Origin of the sequence: Bacillus timonensis (assembly GCF_004799755.1) — a bacterium.
Taxonomy (GTDB): Bacteria; Bacillota; Bacilli; order Bacillales; family Bacillaceae_L; genus Ferdinandcohnia; species Ferdinandcohnia timonensis_A.
In genome coordinates, this window is the sequence record NZ_SLUB01000001.1 from 196,188 (window position 1) to 216,995 (window position 20,808).

The 20,808-nt window shown below is 36.8% G+C and carries 20 protein-coding genes; 19 read left to right on the forward strand and 1 reads right to left on the reverse strand.

Annotated features, from left to right (window positions below):
* Positions 1–37 precede the first annotated feature (37 nt).
* From E1I69_RS00960 to phoU, 10 genes are all read left to right on the forward strand, one after another.
* The gene (locus E1I69_RS00960) at positions 38–1,672 is read left to right on the forward strand and encodes a Na/Pi cotransporter family protein (protein ID WP_207308487.1); all 1,635 of its coding nucleotides are present in this window, start codon (positions 38–40) and stop codon (positions 1,670–1,672) included.
* Between the two features lie 67 nt (positions 1,673–1,739).
* Positions 1,740–2,222: a DUF456 domain-containing protein gene (locus tag E1I69_RS00965; RefSeq protein WP_136377771.1), complete on the forward strand. Its 483-nt coding sequence runs from the start codon at positions 1,740–1,742 to the stop codon at positions 2,220–2,222.
* A gap of 163 nt (positions 2,223–2,385) precedes the next feature.
* Positions 2,386–2,994, forward strand: coding sequence for a superoxide dismutase (locus E1I69_RS00970; protein WP_136377772.1), 609 nt, complete (start codon positions 2,386–2,388; stop codon positions 2,992–2,994).
* Between the two features lie 240 nt (positions 2,995–3,234).
* Positions 3,235–4,521: an MFS transporter gene (locus E1I69_RS00975; protein ID WP_136377773.1), complete on the forward strand. Its 1,287-nt coding sequence runs from the start codon at positions 3,235–3,237 to the stop codon at positions 4,519–4,521.
* A gap of 204 nt (positions 4,522–4,725) precedes the next feature.
* Positions 4,726–6,852, forward strand: a complete 2,127-nt coding sequence (locus E1I69_RS00980) for a peptidoglycan D,D-transpeptidase FtsI family protein (RefSeq protein ID WP_207308488.1) — start codon at positions 4,726–4,728, stop codon at positions 6,850–6,852.
* Between the two features lie 193 nt (positions 6,853–7,045).
* Positions 7,046–8,032 (forward strand): PstS family phosphate ABC transporter substrate-binding protein, encoded by a 987-nt coding sequence (locus tag E1I69_RS00985; protein WP_136377775.1) that lies wholly within the window; start codon positions 7,046–7,048, stop codon positions 8,030–8,032.
* A gap of 113 nt (positions 8,033–8,145) precedes the next feature.
* The gene (pstC, locus tag E1I69_RS00990) at positions 8,146–9,087 is read left to right on the forward strand and encodes a phosphate ABC transporter permease subunit PstC (protein WP_136377776.1); all 942 of its coding nucleotides are present in this window, start codon (positions 8,146–8,148) and stop codon (positions 9,085–9,087) included.
* 1 nt (position 9,088) lies between these two features.
* Positions 9,089–9,973 (forward strand): phosphate ABC transporter permease PstA, encoded by an 885-nt coding sequence (pstA, locus tag E1I69_RS00995; RefSeq protein ID WP_136377777.1) that lies wholly within the window; start codon positions 9,089–9,091, stop codon positions 9,971–9,973.
* Between the two features lie 27 nt (positions 9,974–10,000).
* Positions 10,001–10,807, forward strand: a complete 807-nt coding sequence (gene pstB, locus E1I69_RS01000) for a phosphate ABC transporter ATP-binding protein PstB (RefSeq protein WP_136377778.1) — start codon at positions 10,001–10,003, stop codon at positions 10,805–10,807.
* Positions 10,808–10,845: 38 nt separating this feature from the next.
* On the forward strand, positions 10,846–11,505 hold the full coding sequence (gene phoU, locus E1I69_RS01005; RefSeq protein ID WP_136377779.1) for a phosphate signaling complex protein PhoU: 660 nt from the start codon (positions 10,846–10,848) through the stop codon (positions 11,503–11,505).
* A 123-nt stretch (positions 11,506–11,628) separates the two neighbouring features.
* Here phoU and E1I69_RS01010 read toward each other — a convergent pair whose 3' ends face one another.
* A complete protein-coding gene (locus E1I69_RS01010) occupies positions 11,629–11,988 on the reverse strand; it encodes a hypothetical protein (protein ID WP_136377780.1) in 360 nt (119 codons plus the stop codon).
* 193 nt (positions 11,989–12,181) lie between these two features.
* On the opposite strand from E1I69_RS01010, the gene rpmG reads away from it, so the two are divergent.
* The 9 genes from rpmG (at position 12,182) to E1I69_RS01055 (ending at position 20,788) form a co-directional block, all read left to right on the forward strand.
* Positions 12,182–12,331, forward strand: coding sequence for a 50S ribosomal protein L33 (gene rpmG / locus E1I69_RS01015; RefSeq protein WP_010678123.1), 150 nt, complete (start codon positions 12,182–12,184; stop codon positions 12,329–12,331).
* 72 nt (positions 12,332–12,403) lie between these two features.
* Complete coding sequence (locus tag E1I69_RS01020) at positions 12,404–12,973, forward strand: 5-formyltetrahydrofolate cyclo-ligase (RefSeq protein WP_136377781.1); 570 nt, start codon at positions 12,404–12,406, stop codon at positions 12,971–12,973.
* Positions 12,966–13,757 (forward strand): DUF92 domain-containing protein, encoded by a 792-nt coding sequence (locus E1I69_RS01025; protein WP_136377782.1) that lies wholly within the window; start codon positions 12,966–12,968, stop codon positions 13,755–13,757. Before E1I69_RS01020 ends, E1I69_RS01025 begins: the two co-directional genes overlap by 8 nt.
* A 42-nt stretch (positions 13,758–13,799) precedes the next feature.
* Positions 13,800–13,979 (forward strand): hypothetical protein, encoded by a 180-nt coding sequence (locus E1I69_RS01030; protein ID WP_136377783.1) that lies wholly within the window; start codon positions 13,800–13,802, stop codon positions 13,977–13,979.
* 145 nt (positions 13,980–14,124) lie between these two features.
* Positions 14,125–15,672 (forward strand): rhomboid family protein, encoded by a 1,548-nt coding sequence (locus E1I69_RS01035; RefSeq protein ID WP_242634514.1) that lies wholly within the window; start codon positions 14,125–14,127, stop codon positions 15,670–15,672.
* Between the two features lie 123 nt (positions 15,673–15,795).
* A complete protein-coding gene (locus tag E1I69_RS01040) occupies positions 15,796–17,268 on the forward strand; it encodes a spore germination protein (RefSeq protein WP_136377785.1) in 1,473 nt (490 codons plus the stop codon).
* Between the two features lie 126 nt (positions 17,269–17,394).
* Positions 17,395–17,607, forward strand: a complete 213-nt coding sequence (locus E1I69_RS01045; RefSeq protein WP_136377786.1) for a YqgQ family protein — start codon at positions 17,395–17,397, stop codon at positions 17,605–17,607.
* Between the two features lie 19 nt (positions 17,608–17,626).
* Positions 17,627–18,589, forward strand: a complete 963-nt coding sequence (locus E1I69_RS01050; protein ID WP_136377787.1) for an ROK family glucokinase — start codon at positions 17,627–17,629, stop codon at positions 18,587–18,589.
* 300 nt (positions 18,590–18,889) lie between these two features.
* Entirely contained in the window at positions 18,890–20,788 is a 1,899-nt protein-coding gene (locus E1I69_RS01055; RefSeq protein ID WP_136377788.1) for an LTA synthase family protein, read from the forward strand.
* Positions 20,789–20,808 lie beyond the last annotated feature (20 nt).

The window sequence follows — 20,808 nt, forward strand, 5'->3', positions numbered from 1 at the left end:
TTGCTAAAAAATATCTAAAAACATAGGAGTTGGCAATGTGGAACTAGATGTACAAAGTATGATATTCCAGTTTATAGGCGGTCTTGGTATTTTCCTTTTTGGTATCAAGTACATGGGAGATGGACTACAAAAGTCTGCAGGGGATAAACTGAGAGATATTTTAGATAAGTTTACAACCAATCCATTTATGGGAGTTCTCGCAGGGGTATTTGTTACATGTTTAATTCAAAGTAGTTCGGGAACAACGGTAATCGTCGTAGGACTTGTAAGCGCAGGGTTCATGACGCTACGACAAGCGATTGGTGTTATCATGGGGGCAAATATCGGAACAACGATTACTGCATTTATCATTGGTATTAAAATATCTGATTACGCACTTCCGATAATTGCTGTAGGGGCTGTCTTACTTTTCTTCTTTAAAAATAAGAGAGTACATAATTTTGGACAAATTGTTTTCGGATTTGGTTCACTTTTCTTAGGTTTAGAACTAATGGGAGATGGAATGAAACCTCTCCGTTCTCTCGAAGCCTTTCATGATTTAACAGTAAATATGAGTTCGAGCCCAATACTTGGTGTTGTGATTGGTACAGTATTTACTGTGATTGTGCAAAGTTCAAGTGCAACAATCGGTATACTGCAAGGCCTATTTGGTGAAGGGTTGTTAGACTTAAATGCAGCACTTCCGGTATTATTTGGTGATAATATTGGGACGACAATTACTGCAGTCTTAGCATCAATCGGTGCTTCGGTCGCTGCAAAAAGGGCAGCTTTAACACATGTATTATTCAATATTATTGGAACTAGCATTTTCTTGATTCTCCTTATACCATTTACAACATTCATTAGATTTTTACAAGATGTATGGAGTTTAAATCCGGAAATGACAATTGCATTTGCGCATGGAACATTTAACATTACAAATACAATTATTCAATTTCCGTTTATTGCTGTTTTAGCATTTATCGTGACGAAACTTATTCCAGGCGAGGATTCGCTGATTGAATATAAGGCAAAACATCTTGACCCTGTCTTTATTGAACAATCTCCTGCAATTGCTTTGGGGCAAGCAAGGGAAGAAGTCGTTCGAATGGGTGGATTTGCAGTTAAAGGACTAGAGGAATCAAATACCTATTTAAATGACAAATCCCAAAAATATGCGGATACCGCTATGCAAATTGAGGACGCAATAAATAATTTAGATAAAAAAATAACAGACTATTTAATAAAAATATCTTCTAGATCGCTTTCAGCACAGGAATCTGCGTTACACTCTATGCTTGTAAACACAGTCCGTGATATCGAAAGAGTCGGGGACCATTTTGAAAATGTTGTGGAATTAGTCGACTATCAAATTTCTAATAAAGTGAAGTTGACTGAAGATGCAATGGAAGATCTTAATGAAATGTTTAAATTAACGGTTTATACAGTAAGTGAGGCTGTTCAAAGTCTACAAAATAATGATCGTACATTAGCAATTGATGTCGTGAAACAAGAGGAAAAAATTGATTCAATGGAACGGGCTTTACGGAAGAAACATATTCTTCGTCTAAATGAAGGAAAATGTTCAGGACAAGCGGGTATCGTATTCGTTGACATCATTAGTAATTTAGAACGTATCGGTGACCACGCTGTAAATATTGCCGAAGCCGTTCTAGGAGAAAGAAATCTTTAAAAGTTTAACTTTCATGAAATACAAGGCATTAAAGGATGCCTTGTATTTTTTATAAAGGAGGTTTCTTATGAGCATTTTGATGTGGATAATTATTATTGTATTGTTCGTTATCGCTTTTGTTGGACTTGTCTATCCTATCATTCCAAGTGTACTTTTTATCGCCGGAGGCTTTTTGATTTATGGACTTTTTCAAGGCTTTGATTCGTTGAGTATTTGGTTCTGGGTTATAGAAGGGTTGTTTCTCCTTCTCTTATTAGGGGCAGATTACGCAACTAATTTACTGGGAGTTAAAAAGTACGGCGGAAGCAAGGCAGCTGTTTGGGGAAGTACCATTGGGCTTCTTGTTGGACCTTTTGTGATTCCGATATTGGGTATTATCATTGGCCCGTTCCTTGGAGCTTTTTTAGCAGAATTACTTGTACATAAAAAGGATCTTAAGGATGCTTTTAAAAGTGGGATAGGCTCACTTATTGGTTTTCTTAGTGGTGTTCTTGCAAAAGGTCTTATTCAAGTGATCATGATTATTTTTTTTTTATTTGTCGTACTTTAAGAATAAAATTAGAACTCCAGAGGAATCTTAAATCTGGTGTCGTTACAAAGCTTTTTATTTGAAAGATTATACTTATTTTGGTAATCTAACAAGTGAGGGCTGTTGAAGACGTATTCGTTTTCAAAAGGTTCATTATTACATATTTTTTAAGGAGGAATTAACCATGGCATACGAATTACCACAATTACCTTATGCTTATGATGCACTAGAACCACATATTGACAAGGAAACAATGAACATTCACCACACTAAGCATCACAACACTTACATTACTAATGTAAACAATGCAATTGCAGGTAAAGCTGATTTAGAAAGCAAATCAGTAGAAGAGTTAGTTTCTAATCTTGATGCTGTTCCAGAAGATATTCGTACAGCAGTAAGAAACAATGGTGGTGGACATGCAAACCACAGCTTATTCTGGACAATTCTTTCTCCAAACGGTGGCGGCGAGCCAACAGGTGAGCTAGCTGACGCTATTAACAGCAAATTCGGCAGCTTTGAAGCATTCAAAGATGAGTTTTCAAAAGCAGCAACAACTCGTTTCGGTTCTGGTTGGGCTTGGTTAGTTGTTAACAATGGTGAGCTAGAAGTAACAAGTACTCCTAACCAAGACTCTCCATTAATGGAAGGTAAAACTCCAGTTCTAGGTCTTGATGTTTGGGAGCACGCTTACTACCTAAACTATCAAAACCGTCGTCCTGATTACATTGCTGCATTCTTCAATGTAGTTAATTGGGAAGAAGTAGCAAATCGTTATAACGCTGCAAAATAATATTGGTAAAGCCGGTGGATTCGTTCACTGGCTTTTTATTTTTTACTCAAACTTTTATGTCTAGCTTTAGGCACCATCGGATCGAGGTCATAAGTCATCACTTCTAAAGGTCCAAAAGGACTTTTGTCAGAGTTTGTCTTGTACTTGTCGCAGATTCGCAGGCGCCTAAAGCTTTTCTTTGTATATCTCCTTTTTTTTATCACACAATAATGAGTGTAGATAGAAAAGGGGAGTCAGCAAATGTTTCGTTTTAAAAAGGTACTAGGTGATGTACCCATACACAGAGATTTGATTTTGTTACTTGTCATTGGTGGATTATATGCACTAAGTATCGCTTTATCAAACACGTTCGTTAACGTATATTTATGGAAGCAATCTGGTGAATTTAAGGATTTAGGCTTATATAATTTGGCAGTTGTCGTCTTGCAACCATTAACCTTTATTCTGGCTGGGAGATGGGCTAAAAAAATTGATAGAGTGATCGTACTTAGGCTTGGAGTTTCATTCTTAGCCATTTTTTATATCACTGTCTTATGGATTGGTGAGAGCGCCTCACACTATTTGTTACTTTTAGGAGCCCTACTTGGGATTGGCTATGGCTTTTACTGGCTAGCCTTTAATGTTTTAACCTTTGAAATTACAGAGCCTGAAACACGAGACTTTTTTAATGGATTTTTAGGGTTACTTGGTTCCTTTGCTGGAATGATTGGTCCTATTGCAGCGGGAATCATCATTTCCTCAATGAAGAGTTTTACCGGATATACCGTCATATTTGGAATATCCTTAGGCTTGTTTGCAGGAGCAGTTGTTCTAAGCTTTTTCTTAAAAAGACGAAGTGCTGAAGGGGATTTTGTTTTTAGGCGAATTCTGGAAGAACGAAAATATAATTCAAATTGGAAGCATATCTTGCATGCTCACTTTTTTCAAGGAATTCGTGAAGGCACATTTGTATTTGTTATTTCGGTGTTTGTATTCGTGGCAACTGGCAGTGAATTGGCTTTAGGAAAATTTGGATTGATTAATTCAGCCGTATCCTTTTTGGTTTATTTTTTAGCAACGAGGTTAATCAAAAAGAAAATGCGCAAAAAGGCAATTCTTGTTGGAGGCTTATTGGTATATCTTGCTATTTTTGTGATTCTTTTTGAGGTAACCTATGCAAGGCTGATTTTATATGGTGTTATTATTGGGCTTGCGTATCCAATTATGCTTGTTCCTTATAACTCATTAACTTATGATGTGATTGGAAAAGGATGGAATGCAAAAGAGATGAGGATTGAATATGTAGTCGTAAGGGAGGTCTTCTTAAATATTGGAAGGATTCTGTCGATCGTATTGTTTTTGATCACAATCGCCTTTTTTGATGAAAAGCAAAGTATTCCAATTCTATTAGCTATTATTGGTGCAGGACATTTACTGCTTTATTTTCCTATCAGACGAATTGAAACACCTGATGCTGCTGGTAAAGTTCAATCAAAATCGGCTGCAAATCGAAAATTAATTGAGGGTGAAGGAGGATCAACCGCCTAACCTTATTCAGCGAATGCCTGTTATAGGTAAGTGTCTTTCGATGGAAGCCTCAAATTTACTAGTTTTTTTCATGGAAAAAAGATTGAATTTCTTTTACAATAGAAGATAAAGGCACCTAGCCTGGCTAGGTGTTTTTTCATTCATAAGAATGTAGCGCAATGATAAAATTAGTAGTAGGCAAAAAAATAAAGGTAGTTGATGCTCATGATTAAAAAGAAAAAATCACATGTCCCTTTTCGTTTAAATATGTTATTTTTTGCTGTCTTTTTACTGTTTTCAGCCCTGATTTTACGACTTGGGGTTGTTCAAATTGTTCACGGTGAAAAGTTTCAAAAGGAAGTTGAAAAAACAGAAAATGAAATTGTCAATCTTCCTGTTCCACGGGGGAAGATTTATGACAAAAATGGAAATATCATTGTGGATAATAAAGCTTTAAATGCTATCACATACACTCGTGCAAGAGACACGAAACAAGAGGATATCCTAAAAGTTGCGGAAACCCTAGCAAAGTTTATTGATATGGATACGGAAAAAGTCACAGAGCGTGATTTAAAAGATTTCTGGATGCTAATAAATCCAGACGAAGCAAAAGAAAAGGTTCAGCAAGAATTACAGAAAGTAGAGAATGGAGAGATAGAACTTTCAAATAAAGAAATTTATAAACTCCAAATCGAGAGAATTACGGAAGAAGACCTTGAAGAGATAACTGAGCCTGAGTTAGAGGTAGCGGCGGTATTCCGTGAAATGACAAAGGGCTATGCACTCGTCCCACAGATTGTTAAAAATGAGAATGTAACCCCTGAGGAGTATGCAATTGTCAGTGAGAACCTTGAGCATTTGCCAGGCGTCAACACCACAACCGATTGGGTACGAGATTATAAATATGATTTCACGTTAAAATCGATACTTGGCAGAATCTCGAATACGGATGAAGGTCTCCCAGGTGAAAAACTTGATTATTATTTAGCACGAGGCTATAACCGTAATGACCGTGTTGGCTTAAGCTATCTGGAGGCACAATATGAATCTGTATTACATGGTCAAAAGACTAAGGTGGAAAATGTCATTAAAGGTAATGCCGTGCAGGAAACCATTTTAATATCTGAAGGACAAAGGGGAAGTGACCTTGTTCTTACCATTGACATGGAACTACAGCAAGCGGTTGAACAAATCATTGAAGAACAGATGCTGGCTCATAAACAATTTCGTAACACAGAATATCTTGACCACGCATTTGTTGTCATGATGAATCCTAATACAGGTGAAATATTAAGTATGGCCGGCAAGCGTTATACAAAAGGAAAAGATGGCAAGATGGTGTTCGAGGATTATGCTCTTGGGACCATGAATGCCGCATATGAGATGGGGTCCACTGTCAAAGGTGCGACCATGTTAACTGGTTATGATACTGGAGTCATTGATATTGGTTCGATGTACTATGATACTCCAATAAGAATTAAAGGCACGCCTACAAAGTCATCATGGAAAAACTTAGGCTGGACGAATGATCTTAAAGCACTCGAAATGTCATCCAACGTATACATGTTTAGGACGTTTCTTGATTTAGCAGGTGGACATTATGTCCCTGAAAATGCGATTTCGATTGATTATGATGCATTTCGTACGGCTCGAAATTATTTTAGTCAGTTTGGCTTAGGTGTGAAGACAGGAATTGATTTACCAGGTGAAGCTTCAGGATATACTGGTCCATTGTTTGGACCAGGTTTATTAATGGACTTGGCGATTGGACAATATGACACGTATACAACCTTACAGTTAGCACAGTATGTGTCAACAATTGCCAATGACGGATATAGATTGCAACCGAAGATTGTAAGGCAAATTCATCAGCCAACGATGGAAGAAGATGAATTAGGACCGATACAAAAGCCATTTGAAACAACCGTTTTAAACAAAGTTGAAATAGACCAGAAGTATTTCGATCGGGTTCAACAAGGATTTAAGCTCGTGTTCCAAGGATCAAATGGTACGGCTCGTAGTGTATTTGCAGGTAAACCATATAATCCTGCTGGAAAAACAGGTACAGCCCAATCCTTTATTAATGGGATAGAAGCTGTAAATAGTACACTTGTTGGGTATGCACCATTTGACAACCCTGAGGTAGCCTTTGCTGTAGTCATACCGTATGCATATTATGGAAACACATCTCATAATATGAACCTTAAAGTTGGGGAAGCAATTTTAGATAAATATTTTGAACTAAAAGAAAAGAGAGCTACACAACCACAACAAAAAACAGAGGCAACAGAAACAACAGAAACAGAGCAAGAAACACCAACTGAAGACGGTGAAGCACAAGGAACTGAATAATGATTAAGAAAAGCCTAGCGGATTCGCTAGGCTTTTTTCTATGCAAGTTCATCGACAAAAATAGGGTATATTCATCATTTTCTTCAAATTTACAAAACCTTTACAGTCAGTTCATATGAGATTAATAGTATACGAGTATTCTTATTTTTGTAAGACATAGCAAGACTAACTCAATCTTAGGGGGAATTAAGGAATGAAACACTTAAAGTTCTTAGGTTTAGCAATGATTACAATCGCGATGCTTGTTTTAGTTGCATGTGGTAATGACGAAAGCAACACAGAAGGTGACGAGTCAAAAACAGGTAATGGTGGTGCAGCTGAAGAAAAATTAGAGGGCAGCGTTGTGATCGATGGATCTGGTACTGTATTTCCTTTTATGTCTAAAATGGCTGAAAATTATATGACAAATGAACAAGAAGATGTATCCGTTGAGGTTAGCCGTGCTGGAACAAGTGCTGGTTTCAAAAAGTTTTTAGTTGAAGAAGGCGGAACAGATTTCAATGATGCTTCACGTAAAATGAAAGACGAGGAAGCAGCGACTGCTGAGGATCTTGGAATTGAGGTTAAGGAATTAAAAGTTGCACTTGACGGCTTAACATTTGTTGTTAACCCTGAAAACGATTGGGTAGAAGAACTTACACAACAAGAAGTGATTGATATTTTCTTAGCAAGTGCTGGTAAGAAAAACTGGTCAGATGTACGCTCTGATTTCCCAAATGAGCCAATTAAAACATATGGTCCTAACGAAAACCACGGTACTTATGAGTTCTTCTGGGAAAACATTCTAGATGAGCAAGATCTTGTAGCTGAAGCAAATTTACAACAAGAATATTCTACATTAGTAGACTTGGTTTCTAAGGATAAAAATGCAATTGCATTCTTCGGATATGGATATGCAGCTAGTAACACAGATAAAGTTAAAATTGTAAAAATTGATTTTGGTAACGGTCCTGTTGAACCAAACCTAGATACAATCAGTGAAGATGGTGACTATGCTCCATTTACTAGACCAGTATTTACGTACCTTAATGTAAATATGGCTAAAGAAAAGGCCCAAGTATTAGACTATGCCATTTACACAATGAAAAATGCAGCTAGTGTAGCATCTGAAACTGGATTTGCTCCACTTCCAGATGCAGAATTACAAAAAGCAGTTGAAGAATTAGAAGGTTTAAAATAATAGTTTCAAACTGAAGATGAGGGCATTCTTTGCTTCTCATCTTTAGCCTGATGATAGATAGAAAAAATATTTTGGTCTTGATAAATGATGAAATGGATTGAAGGGAGTTTATCATGAAGGAAGGTTCTAAAGATTTAAATGTGCGTGAACTGATTTCACAAAATAAAAGCACTAAAAGTATGAACACATTCATTGAAAAAGCCATTCCAAAAGGTTTGCTTATCATTGCGATTGTCTCCATTTTAACAACAATTGGAATTGTTTTTACTCTTCTATTTGAAACATTCGAGTTTTTTAAACGTGTACCATTTCTTGATTTCTTTACTGGTACAGTTTTAAAACCCCTCGGTGATAATGCTCAGTTTGGGGTTTTACCTCTATTAACCGGGACAGTTATTTCATCGGCTATAGCAATGTTGGTTGCAATTCCGATCGGTATGATGTCTGCCATATATTTAAGTGAGTATGCTTCAGACCGAGTTAGAAGGATTTTAAAGCCAATTCTTGAAATTCTTGCTGGGATTCCGACAATTGTCTATGGTTTCTTTGCTTTAACGTTCGTGACACCTCTATTACAACATATTGTTCCTGGTCTTCAACCTACTAATATCCTTAGTCCAGGTATTGTAATGGGAATAATGATTATTCCTATGGTAGCATCTTTATCGGAGGATGCGATGAGCGCTGTGCCAAATGCTATGAGGGAAGGCGCGCTAGGACTTGGCTCTACAAAACTTGAAGTGACATGGAAGGTTGTTATTCCTGCTGCAATGTCTGGAATTATTGCATCTTTTGTTCTTGGTATATCTCGAGCAATTGGTGAAACAATGATTGTTACTCTTGCTAGTGGAAGTACCAAGAACTTTACTTTTGATATTACTCAATCAATGCAAACAATGACTTCTTATATTGTTGAAGTTAATAGTGGTGATGCACCTGCTGGCTCAACTTTATATTATAGTTTATATGCAGTAGCGATTACACTATTCGTATTTACATTAGTTATGAACTTACTTGCACAATATATTTCTCGCAAGTTTAAGGAGGAATATTAAAATGAAATATGTAGATGCTGCACAGGTGCAAAAGAAACTTAATTTACGATTAGCCATTAATAAAATTGCAAAAACGATATTTTTAATTTCAATTTTATTCAGCTTAGTCGTTTTAATCATACTTTTTTATCGTGTCATTTCCCAAAGTCTTGGTTGGATCGACATTCAATTTTTAACGAATAAGTTATCAACTGTTGCTGAAAAAGCCGGGATTATGGGTGCAATTCTTGGAACCCTTTGGTTAATGATCGTAGTAGCTCCAATTACACTAATACTTGGTGTTGGAACGGCTATTTATCTTGAAGAGTATGCTACAAAAGGACGCCTTCAACGCTTTATTCAAACAAATATTTCCAACCTTGCAGGTGTTCCTTCTATTGTATTTGGAATTTTAGGATTAACTGTTTTTGTCCGTGGATTAGGATTAGGAAATATTGTATTAGCTGGTGGACTCACAATGTCACTATTGGTACTTCCTATCGTTGTTGTGGCAAGTCAAGAAGCGATTCGTGCTGTGCCTAACTTTTTACGGGAAGCTTCATACGGAATGGGCGCTACAAAATGGCAAACGATTAAAAACGTTGTATTACCAGCGTCGTTACCAGGAATTTTAACAGGAGCTATTTTGGCTCTGTCAAGGGCAATCGGAGAAACGGCTCCACTTGTTGTTCTAGGAATTCCAGCCTTATTAATTCCGTTTCCTGATAGTATTTTTGATAAGTTTACCGTAATGCCAATGCAAATTTATTACTGGACACTTGATTCTGCACTGGTTGCTGAATATGCTAATCTAGCAGCAGCGACAATTGTGATTTTGCTACTTATTTTATTCTTAATGAATTCAATTGCAATCATGATTCGAAACAAGTTCCAAAGAAGGTTCTAATCTGAATAAAGGGGAGAAACTCAAAAGATGACATTCCAAGTAATTACAAATAATAATGAAAAAAAAGATCAAACAGATAAAAAAATTGTGTATGATACAAAGGATTTAAATCTATGGTATGGTGAAGACCATGCATTAAAAAATATTAACTTTCCAATCTATGAAAACGAAGTAACGGCGATCATTGGACCGTCAGGCTGTGGAAAATCAACCTATATTAAAACATTAAACCGTATGGTAGAATTAGTACCAATCGTACGCATTTCAGGGGAGATTTTATACAGAGGCAAAAATATTTTTGATAAATCTTATAAAGAAGAAGAACTAAGAACCCGAGTGGGAATGGTATTCCAAAAGCCAAACCCGTTTCCAAAATCTATTTACGACAATATTGCCTATGGACCACGAATTCATGGAATTCGAAATAAAAAGATATTAGATGAAATTGTGGAAAAAAGTCTACGTGGGGCGGCGATTTGGGATGAGGTAAAAGACCGTCTTCATGAAAATGCATATGGCCTTTCTGGTGGTCAGCAACAAAGAATTTGTATTGCAAGATGTCTAGCAATTGAACCTGATGTGATTCTAATGGATGAGCCAACTTCAGCACTTGATCCCATTTCAACTTTGAAAATTGAAGAGCTCGTTCAGGAACTTAAGCAAGACTTTAGCATTATCATCGTTACGCATAATATGCAGCAAGCAGCACGTATCTCTGATCGAACAGCATTTTTCCTAAGTGGAGAAGTCATCGAATATGAAAAAACGGATAAAATGTTCTCAAACCCATACGATAAACGCACAGAAGACTACATCACAGGTCGTTTTGGTTAAATAATATGAGTAAATAAAATAGATAAGGGGAGAAGAGTATGGCTATACGCACGACATTGGATAAAGATTTAGATCGCCTTAAAGATCTACTCATTGAAATGGTAAATTTATCAAAAACGGCTGTTGAAAAATCAGTGCAGTCACTTGCGCACCAAAATATTGAAATGGCAGAGCAAAACATTGAAGAAGACCAAAAGATTAACGACATCGAAGAAAAAATTAATAACTTAATTATTCAATTAATCGCCCAACAACAGCCTGTTGCATCTGACCTGCGCACCATTATTGCGGGTTTGAAAATCTCAAACGATATTGAGAGAATTGGCGACCTTGCAGTAAATATTGCCAAATCCGTAATCCATATCGGTGCAGGACCACTCATCAAGCCGATTGTGGATATTCCTAGAATGGCGGATATGGCATTGGACATGTTGAATAATGTAATTAAAGCCTATATCGAAAAAGACATTGAACTTGCGATTACAACAGCTAAGGCTGATGATGAGGTTGATGCTTTATACGGAAAAATTATTAAAGAACTCCTTGAATTAGTGCCAAGCAAACCTGATTCATTTAATCAAATTTCTCAGCTATCCTTTGTTGCCCGTAATCTTGAACGGATTGCAGACCATACTACCAATATGTCTGAGCATATCATTTTTATGGTGAAAGGAAAAAACGTCGATTTAAATGCATAAAAAGAAACTCAAGCCTCATCAAAAAGGCTTGAGTTTTTTATGTAAACAAATAGTAAATCGTCCCGTAAACAATAGTTGATATGATTATTCCGATTGCGATTCCGCGTAATAAATTCTTATCCATCAAAGCAGCCCCATTTTCTTTGCCTGTTCTAAGATCAGCCGAACTTCTTCTACTGGTAAATTCGTTTTATGTCCGATTTCTTCATAGCTCAAGCCTTTATCATACAAAGATAAAATGGAAGCATTCGATAAAGACATGGCACTTGCTTGAGGAGGTCCCATCTCATAATCGATATCATTTGTAAGAAGTTCTTCCTCAAGGATCTTCATTTTTTTCTTTAACAGATAGGTTTCCTGAACCACAGAAAGAGAAAGTTGATCAATTTCTTCTTGCATCATTTTAATTCGGTCTTTTCCATAAAAGGAGATGACAAGAAGAAGGATTGCGATACCCAATAATATAATAAATGCGTATTCCATATCTTCACTCCATTCCATACTAATCTTAACGTAACTTATGAATGTGGACAACATTTTGTACACTAGTAAATTGTATTTTGATATAGTAATTAAGAAATTGCATTCTCAAAAAAATAGGACTGGAATTTTAATTAGTAAAATGGTATGATAGGTAAGTCTGATTAATGCTTTATATGTTTGGAGGGAAATAAAGATGCGTGTAAAAATCACTTTAGCTTGCACTGAAACTGGTGATCGTAATTATATTACAACTAAAAATAAGCGTAACAACCCTGACCGTCTTGAACTTAAGAAATATTGCCCAAGACTTAAAAAGGTTACTCTACACCGCGAAACAAAGTAACAGTAGGAAAGCAATTTCCTGCTGTTTTTTTTATATTATATAATCAAAGTAATATAGAGGGAGGGGATTACGATGAAGACAAAACAGGACTTGAGAAAAGAAATGAAAGGGACTTTACGTTCGATTGATAAAGGTACATTAAATCAACACTCAGAGGAAATCACGAAACATGTCCTTTCATTGCCAGAGTGGTTGAATGCGAAGACAATTGGTATTACCATCTCTGGGGATTATGAGGTAAATACAACATATTTAATTGAAAAAGCATGGGAATTAAATAAACGAGTGGCTGTTCCAAAATGTCATCCAAAGACAAAGACAATGACATTCCGTGAAATTACATCATTTTCACAGCTAGAGGTCGTCTATTATGGATTACAGGAACCAATTGAGGAACAAACAGAAGAGGTTGTACATAATGAAATAGATGTTATATTCGTCCCTGGCTTAAGCTTCATGACAAGCGGATATCGACTTGGCCACGGCGGAGGTTATTATGACCGATATTTAACAGATTATCAAGGAAATACTGTTTCCTTGGCGTTTCCGGAACAGCTAGTAGAGGAACTACCTGTTGAGGCATTTGATATTCCAGTCCAGAAAATCGTGACAAACACAAAGGTTATCATTGCCCATGAGTAATCTTCTGATTCAAATCCTTGCTTCCGTTATTGTAGCGGTAGTGGGGTATCGTCTTAAATCGTTAACCATAAGTGGGGCTGCTGGAACTATTATTGTAGGAAGTGCTGTGTCGGTCGGCTTTGGCTATCGGGGCTTGCTATTATTAGGTCTCTTCTTTGCTAGTTCGAGCTTATGGAGCAAATTCAAATCAGGAAATAAAGATAGCCTCCAAAATAAAGTGGAAAAAGGGGAGCAACGGGATATCATCCAAGTCCTAGCTAATGGAGGTGTCGCCTCTGTTGCAAGTTTATTATTTATATGGACTGATTCATTAATTTGGCTACGCTTTTTTATTGGCTCCATCGCAGCAGCAAATGCTGACACCTGGGCTTCAGAGATTGGAACACTTAGTAAAAAGAAGCCATTTCTTATTACAAAAATGAGGCGGGTGGATGCAGGGACATCAGGGGCCGTATCATTATTAGGAACGATTGCTGGTTTTTTAGGTTCGTTTCTTATTGCTGTCGTTTCATTTTTTGTCTGGCCAGAACTTTCAGTCATACTTTTAGTTGGACTTACCTTGGTGGGTTTCAGTGGAAATGTAATTGATACGATAATGGGAGCAACCGTCCAAGTCGTTTATAAATGCTCCGTCTGTAGCTTGGAAACAGAAAAAAAGGTCCACTGTGGACAAGAAACAACATATTTAAAAGGGCTTCGCTTCTGCAATAATGATGTTGTGAATTTTTTCTCCATCCTCTTTGCGTCTGGACTTGGGACATATTTCCTTTCGCATATAGGATAAAATGAAAGGGATAATCAAAAAGTATATCTAGGAGGGATAAAAATGCTAAGCTTATTAACCCGATTAGCTTTACTTTTTGGTGGGATTTATGCTGTTTACAGATACCGTTATCGTATTTTTAATACTGTTTTCGGTAGTCCGGCGGTTCGACGAGTTTTTATTAGTTCGTCAATGAAAATCCCATTTATTCGAAACAGAATGATCCACCAAGCCTTCCGATAGAAGAAGAAAACCTGTTGATTGCCTGTCAACAGGTTTTTTCACTTTTTTAAGACAGAAATTTGGTAACAGTTATAGTAAAACGTTTATAATAAAAGAAACTCTAAAGGATGTTTAATCACACATTTTATTGATAAGGGGGGATTTGGTGTTTAAACAGGATTATCTTTATTGGAAATTGATTAAGGGGCTTCAGTTAGAGGGCGGCTACCGAATTCTCCAATTATCAAAATCGACTAATGAAGTTTGGTTAGAAGGGACACATAAAAATAAACCAAGAATCATCCGTATCCTAAGACACGATTTGGATTGGAGTAATTGGATGCAGAGGGATATGGAAATAACAGCACAGCGACTAGAGCAGCTAAGAAAACGCCTATTTATTCGCAAACTGGATGCTCTTAATATATATATTACGACATATCCACCTGTGGATGATTGGAGATACCGATTGGAAAGCCCACTCGTGGCAGGTGCAAAAGGGCTTACTGCTTTACATACGGTTTTAATTGAATCAGAACGCATAAATACAGGCCTAGAAGAAGTGTCAAAGTTTGTTGATACTGATTTTGAGATAAATGATTCCATCTATATAGACATTGAAACGATTGAAAACATCAAACGAGAGGTAATTACGGTAGCAAATAAACGGATTTCTAATGAAAAACTAATTTTCCAAAATGGAAAACCGTTTTTTACATACATTTTAATTGCCATTCAATTAGTGATGTTTGCTATTTTAGAATTAAAGGGAGGTAGCACAAATACGGAAACCTTGCTGAAATATGGAGCAAAGGAAAACTTTCGAATTTTAAATGGTGAATGGTGGCGTTTTTTCACGCCGATGATTTTACATATTGGATTCATTCATCTTCTTATGAACACCTTTGCGCTCTATTATTTAGGGGCTGAGGTTGAACGCTTATATGGAAAACTAAGATTTTTATTAATATATCTATTTGCCGGATTCGTAGGAAGTCTAGCGAGTTTTGTGTTCAATGCAAATATTTCTGCAGGGGCTTCTGGTGCCATTTTTGGTTGTTTTGGGGCTCTATTATTTTTTGGAACTGCCTTTCCATCATTATTTTTTAGAACGATGGGACCAAATGTGATTGGCATTATTATCATCAATCTAGTCCTAGGTTTTATGATTCCTGGAATTGATAACTCAGGTCATATTGGAGGCTTGGTTGGAGGCTTTTTAGCGGCGAGCATTGTGCACTTACCAAAGCGTAAAGAATTTGTGAAGCGATTAAGTGGACTTCTGGTGACAATCGTAACAGTTGGTGTCCTTTTTTATGTCGGCTATGTGGTTCAGCCACATTCTGATAATCCACAATTTGTCGTGCAAACGGCACAGGAATATATTCAATCAAATGAGTTTCAAAAAGCATATGAGATGCTAAAAACGGTCGAGGAAAAAGGAACCGACTCACCTGAAGTATATTTTTATTTATCGTATACCGAGATTAAACTTGGGAAGTTTGAGGAAGCACGAGAACATTTAGATATTGTTACGAACAAAGCACCCGATATATCTGAAGCACATTTTAATCTTGCTTTAGTCTATGTCCAGCTACAGGAATATGAGAATGCAAAAAAGGCTGTGGAACAAGCAATTAAAATAGATCCTGACAATGAAAATTATAAAGACTTGTTAAAAGAAATTAATGCCATGGAAAGTGGCTCATTGTAAAAAAGGCGTCTAGTTAGGCGCTTTTGTTTATTTTTCCTTATTAAGTATGTTTTTCCAGTTTTAAGTCAATCATGGATTAGTAGCCTAGAACAGTTGCTATTGGACGTGATTGGAGTGATACAGATGGGAAATGACGAAAAAGAAAAGCCAAAACATCCGGTCTCAACAAGTTTAGAGGAAAACCGAAATTATTTAAAAGAGGCTCTTGGGGTAGATAAAAGCTTTGATGTCATTCAAATCGACGTGGAATATGCTGGCAAGGAAATGTCGATGTTTTTAATTGATGGACTTGTCAAAGATGACATGTTACACCTTCTACAAAAATTTCTCGCACAGCAGGATGAAAAAACGTTAAAAATAGATGGTTTAGAAAAACTGATTAAAACGTATATCCCTTATGTTGAAGTTGAAAGTGTAGATGACCTTGAAAAGGTGGTTGACACCGTGCTTGCAGGTCCAACTGCCCTTGTCGTTGATGGATTTGAAAAGGTTATTTTAATTGATGCAAGAACGTACCCAGTTAGGGGACCAGAAGAGCCTGATACGGAACGAGTTGTAAGAGGAGCAAGGGACGGTTATGTTGAAACGATCGTTTTTAATACTGCTTTAACAAGAAGAAGAATTCGAGATAAATCACTTCGAATGGAGTATATGCAGGTAGGGCGACGTTCAAAGACAGATATTGTTATAAGTTATATTGAGGATATCGCTGATCCAGAACATATCAAAGAAGTAAAAGATGCCATCTCAAAAATTGACACCGATGGTTTACCAATGGGTGAGAAGACTGTCGAGGAGTACATTTCAGGTCGGCACTATAATCCTTATCCTGTTGTTAGGTATACAGAGAGACCTGATACAGCAGCGGCCCACCTTTACGAAGGCCATATCATTATTATGGTTGATGGTTCGCCAAGTGTGCTGATCACACCAACTACATTTTGGCACCATATGCAGCATGCTGAGGAATATCGGAATAGTCCAGTTGCTGGGCTATACCTTCGCTTAGTTCGTTATTTTGGTGTGTGGGCATCTCTCTTTTTATTACCACTGTGGTATTTATTTGCCGTTCATCCAGAACTGTTGCCAGAGAATCTAAGATATATTGGCCCAAATGATGAGGGCAGATTACCATTAATATTACAGTTCTTTTTAATTGAAATAGGAATTGATATGTTACGAATGGCTGCGATTCACACGCCGACCTCCTTAGCTACAGCATTAGGACTCGTTGCCGCGATGTTAATCGGACAGGTAGCTGTTGAAGTGGGACTATTCACGAATGAGGTTATTTTGTATTTAGCGATCGCCGCAATTGGGACATTCTCAACGCCTAGTTATGAGATGAGTCTTGCAAATCGTTTGGCTCGATTGTTTTTGTTAGTAACAACGAGTATATTCGGGGTAATTGGATTTGTCGGAGGGATAACACTTTGGATTCTCTACCTTGCTCGAATGAAGTCCTTTAATGTGCCGTATTTATGGCCATTTATTCCATTTTCATATAAAGGATTTAAGGATGTCTTATTCCGGGCACCCATTCCTTTAAAACGAAACAGACCAAAAATCTTGCATCCGCAAGATCCAGATAAATAACCTATTTAAGGAGTGCTCGAAGCAGAGCACTCTTTTACAATTTTAAGGAGATTTAGGCGAAAGACTTGCGTGTTCCCCTTTTTTTGAATAAGCTAGATTATATTGTGGTATGCAGAAGGTGAAAATGTGAAAACAATTTATGATATTCAACAATTTCTTAAAAAATTTGGAACCATCATTTACGTCGGTGACCGCGTCGCTGATCTTGAACTGATGGAATCTGAAATCCACGAGCTATACAATTCACAGCTCATTGAAACAAAAGACTATCAATCAGCTATCTTTCTCCTCCGTCAAGAAATCGTGATGGAAACTGAGAAAAGAGCTAAAAACAAATAAACAAGGGAATGGAATACATATGGAAAACTTATTAATTGGTATTGATTTAGGTGGTACAACGATTAAGCTTGCTTTTATTACCCAAGAAGGTGAAATCATTACTAAATGGGAAATTCCAACGGATAAATCTGGAGATAAGATTATCCCAGACATTTCTGATGCGATTGAAGCGAAAATGAATGAGTTACAACTTAAGAAAGAACAATTTGTCGGTGTAGGAATGGGAGCGCCTGGTCCTGTCAATTTCGAAGAAGGTGTTTTTTATAAAGCGACCAACTTGGGCATGAAGGAAATGTTCCCTTTAAAAGCAGAGTTAGAAAAAATAATCGGGTTACCTGCAGCGGTTGATAATGACGCCAATGTAGCGGCTATTGGTGAAATGTGGAAGGGTGCCGGTGAAGGAGCGAAGGATCTAATCTGTGTAACGTTAGGAACTGGAGTTGGCGGAGGAATCATTTCCAATGGCGAGGTTGTTCGTGGAGTAAATGGTGCAGGCGGTGAGATTGGCCATATCACCTCCATACCTGAAGGTGGTACTTTATGTGGATGTGGTAAGACCGGCTGTATCGAAACAATTGCATCTGCAACTGGTATTGCACGTTTGGCTAAAGAGGCAATTCAAACGAAAAATGAATCAAGTCTAATCCGTGAACAATTTGAGAGAACGGGTGAAATAACCTCGAAGGATGTTTTTGAGGCTGCAGCTAAAGGGGATAAACTCGCAAAGAACATCATTGACCACGTAACCTATCACCTTGGCTTGGCTTTAAGTCATATTGCGAATGGGCTAAACCCTGAAAAAATAGTTGTCGGCGGTGGTGTCTCAAAAGCTGGCGAACATTTACTATTGCCATTAAAAAAGCAATTCAAACGCTTTGCGTTTTCAAGGGTCGCGGATGGTGCCGAGATTACAATTGCCACTTTAGGTAATGATGCAGGTGTGATTGGTGCTGCGTATTTGGCAAAAACAAAGCTTTCTTAACTAATCCAAAAGTACTAGTAAAAAGAGATTTCACAATGAAATCTCTTTTTTTTCATTTGTGTTAGAAAATTTAAAAGATTGTTACTTTTATTTACTATGAAACTTTCTAGTCAACTAATCGTCTTATATGTATATACATAATGTACATTATATTATTCTACAAAATTAGGGTATTTTGATGATTGATTTTTGGTGAAAAAAAGATTAAGATTAGGATTAGGTTTTTTGAAATTACCTAAAAATGGAATTAACAAACATAGGAATTGTGCTTTGCGGGCTTGAAAACAAGGAGGTATTTTGATGATTAAATCATCAACATTATCCAAATCTAAGTTTATCTTTTTAGCTGCATGTATGCTTTGGATAAAAACATATATCGTATATAAAACTAGCTTTGATATTAAGATAGAAAACTTGATGCAAGAGTTTATTTTACTCATCAATCCATTAAGTTTCTTATTGCTGTTCTTTGGTATTTCCTTTTTTATAAAGGAAAAACACCGTAACAAATTCATTATATTTGCTAGTTTACTATCTTCATTTGTACTGTTCGCCAATGTTGTATTTTACAGATTCTTCAATGACTTTCTGACTCTGCCTGTTCTCTTCCAAACCAGCAATATGGGGGATTTAGGAACCAGTATTACGGGGAATTTGAAATTTACAGACCCACTCATGTTCGTAGATGTGGTCATCCTGATCTTGATTAACAAGTATAAACCAAGCTTTTCGTTGGCTGAAGAAATCACGAAGAAGGAAAGAAGATCTTATTTCATCCTAGTTGCTGCCGTGTTTTTCTTTAATCTTGGATTAGCTGAAGCACAACGGCCACAATTATTAACAAGAACATTTGATCGTGAGATGTTAGTGAAAAACATTGGTACTTACAACTATCAAATTTATGATATTGTCCTTCAATCAAAGTCTTCTGCACAGCGTGCTTTAGCCGATAGCAGTTCATTTATCGAAATCGAAAACTACTTAAAGGCAAATCACAAGGACCCAAGCGATAAATTTGGCATTGCCAAAGGAAAAAATGTCGTCATTATTTCGATGGAATCCCTTCAAAATTTTGTCATTAATGAAACGATAGATGGTCAAGAAATCACACCATTCTTAAATGACTTAATAAATGAAAGTTATTACTTTGAAAATTTTTATCATCAAACAGGTCAAGGTAAGACATCTGATTCAGAGTTTTTATTAGAAAATTCATTGTATCCACTTGGTCGTGGGGCGGTTTTCTTTACACATGCAACTAATGAATATACAGCCACACCTGAGGTTATTAAGGATTATGGATATTTTTCGTCCGTTTTTCATGCAAATAATAAAACTTTCTGGAACCGAGATATCATGTATGATTCTTTAGGGTACGACCAATTCTTTGATGTTGAAAGCTATGATGTAACAGAGGAAAACTCGATTGGTTGGGGCTTAAAGGATAAGGAATTCTTTGAACAATCGATTGATCTTTTGAAATCTCAGCCACAGCCGTTTTATTCGAAATTCATTACATTAACCAATCACTTTCCTTTTGAACTCGAGGAAGAAGATCGAATGGTAAATGAATTCGATTCCAATTCTAGAACGTTGAATCGTTATTTTCCAACTGTACGCTATATGGATGAGTCCATTAAAGTCTTTTTCGAGCAACTTAAAGAAGAGGGAATGTATGAAAATACAATCTTTGTTCTATACGGCGATCATTATGGAATTTCGGAAAACCATAATAAAGCGATGGCACAGTTTTTAGAAAAAGAAGAAATTACACCATTTGATTCAATCCAACTACAAAGGGTACCTTTAATCATTCACATCCCTGGTGTGACAGATAAGAATCCAGAAGTGATTTCAACTGCAGCAGGCCAAATCGACTTAAAACCAACCATCTTGAGTCTTCTTGGTAAGGATATACAAAACGATGTCCATTTCGGAAGTGATTTATTTTCAAAGGAAAAACTACCGTTTATTGTATTAAGAGATGGCAGTTTTATCACAGAAAATCATGTTTTTACAAAAAATGCCTGTTATGACAAAGCAACAGGTGAAGAGTCTGAAATGAGTTTTTGTGAGCCATATATGGAAAAAGCTGGATTTGAATTAGATTACTCTGATGAAATTGTGTATGGGGACCTTCTCCGCTTTTATAATGGAACATCCTACCGTGAACCAGTACCAGAAGTGTACGCGGAATAAGAAACTGTAGCCTTGGCCAA